This window comes from Actinosynnema sp. (genome assembly GCF_052038725.1).
On the sequence record NZ_JBQGCX010001414.1, the window covers coordinates 1 to 2,202 of the forward strand.

The following is a 2,202-nucleotide window of genomic DNA, read 5'->3' on the forward strand; positions in this document are numbered from 1 at the left end:
CCAACCCGGCCCGCCGCCCAACCCGGCCCGCCGCTCAGCGCGGCGGGCGCTGGGCGTAGGCGCGCAGCGCGTCCAGGTCGGGCACCAGCACGTCCCGGCGCAGGTGGCTCACCACGACCCCGGCCTTGCGCAGGTCGCTGAACGCCTTCTCCGCCGTGCGCGGTTTCATGCCCGCGATCGACGCCAGCTCCACCTTGGTCAGCGGGAACCCGAGCGTCCACCCGCCCGGCTCCTCGCGGCCGTGCGTGCGCACCAGCTCCGCGAGCACCTTCGCCAACCGCTCGTCGGCCGCCCGCGCCAGGAAGTCCCGCCTGCGCTCGATCGCCCACCGCAGCCGCTCGTTGACCATGCCGATCATCTCGACGAAGACCTCGTTGCGGCGGTGCAGGAAGCCCATCAGCTCGCTGCTGCTGATCATCCGCGCAGTCACCTCGCCGCACGTGATCACGCTCGCCGACCTCGGCTTGCGGTCCAGCGCCGCCATCTCGCCGACGAAGTCACCGGCCGCCTTGATCGCCAGCAGCGCCGTGTCGCCGGTCTCGTCCGTGGTCTGCACCTTCACCACGCCGTCGAGCAGCAGCAGCGCGTGCGTGTCGCGGGCGTCCTGCACGATCACGTCCCGGTTCGGCGCGTACCGCACCACCGTGCCCATCGCCAGCAGCTCGTCGCGCGCCTGATCGCGCAGCCGCGACAGCAGGCTGTCGTGCGGCCACACCGGTTGCTCCGGCTGGGTCGTGCTCGGTGACCATGACATCAGCACCATCCACCCCTAATGCGTCGTATCCGCAACTCGCTGCAACCGTTGTCATCCCCCGGCGTGCAGGTCGCGCCGCACGGCCGGTTCGTTTCGCCGAAGCGCGGGATTCCACCCGAACGCGCGGTTTCTCAGGATCCGGCGTAGCGGCGCAGCGCCCGCAGGTCGGGCACCAGGACGTCGCGGCGCAGGTTGCTGACGACCACGCCCGCGTGCCGCAGGTCGCTGAACGCCTTCTCCGCCGTGCGCGGCTTCATGCCCGCGATCGAGGCCAGCTCGACCTTGGTCAGCGGGATGCCCAGCCGCCACGCGTCCTTGTCCTGCCTGCCGTAGGTCTGCACCAGCTCCACGAGCACGCGGGCCACCCGCACCGGCGCCGGGCAGGACAGGAAGTCGCGGCGGCGGTCGATCGACCAGCGCAACCGCTCGCCCACCACCAGCACCAGCTCCATCGCCACCTCGGGGCGGCGCAGCAGCAGCGCCTGGAAGTCGGCGCGGGTGATCGCGCGGGCCACGACCTCCCCGCAGGTGCGCACCGTGGCCGACCGGGGCTTCCCGCTCAACGCCGCCATCTCGCCGACGACGTCACCCGCGATCCGGATGTCCAGCAGCGCGTGCTCACCGTCCTCGTCCACGGCCTGCACCTTCACCATGCCGCTGAGCAGCAGCAGCACGTGCGTGTCGCGCGCGTCCTGGACGATCACCTCCTTGTCCGGCCCGTACGGCACCCGCGTCCCCAGCGCGAGCAGGTCGGTTCGCGCGGGTTCGCGCACCCTCCCCAGCAGACTCGTGCTCGGCCACACCGGATCAGCACCGGTCAACGCACACCCCCCGGATCGACTTCTCTCCCTGACGGATGTCGGCCCGGACACCCCCGCCGTTCCCAGAATCCGGGCATTCCACGTGAAGCGTGCAACCCCGTTCACCCGAGCGGCGGCGACCGAACGGGGCCAGCGCGCACCCTGCCCGCCGAACACCGCCGGAACCCACCGAACACCACGGGGAGCAGGCTGGACACCACCGGACGTGGGCTGGGGACCCCGGAATAGCGGTGGGGGAGGGGGCGGGGGCGCGTCGAACGCCCGGCAAGAGCGCGAGGGCTGGGGTGTGGCGGCGGGGGAGAGCGCCGGGGCCGGAGAACGCGGCCTCGCGGAAGGGCGCGGCAAAGCGCGGCAAGGCGCGGCAAGGGCGACGACCCGACCGGGCTCTGCCCGCTCGAACCCAACCCCGGCGAGACGCGCCCCGCCCGCCCCGCCCGGTTCTGCCCCGCCCCGCCCGGTTCTGCCCCGCCCCGCCCGGTTCTGCCCCGCCCGGCCCGGTTCTGCCCCGCCCGGCCCGGTTCTGCCCCGCCCGGCCCGGTTCTGCCCGCCCGGCCCCGCTGCCCTGCCCTGCCTGCCCCTGCTCCAGCCTGCCTCGCCCTGCCCTGCCGCAGCTCGCCTGCCTGCCCG

Annotated in this window: 2 protein-coding genes; both read right to left on the minus strand. The window is 73.7% G+C overall.

The window, feature by feature from the left end:
* Positions 1-34: 34 nt before the first annotated feature.
* Positions 35-754 carry a Crp/Fnr family transcriptional regulator gene (locus ACTUAL_RS29860; protein ID WP_041838465.1) on the minus strand — a complete coding sequence of 240 codons (720 nt, stop codon included), beginning with the start codon at positions 752-754 and terminating at the stop codon, positions 35-37.
* Positions 755-885: 131 nt separating this feature from the next.
* Positions 886-1,527 (minus strand): Crp/Fnr family transcriptional regulator, encoded by a 642-nt coding sequence (locus ACTUAL_RS29865; RefSeq protein WP_232520046.1) that lies wholly within the window; start codon positions 1,525-1,527, stop codon positions 886-888.
* Positions 1,528-2,202 lie beyond the last annotated feature (675 nt).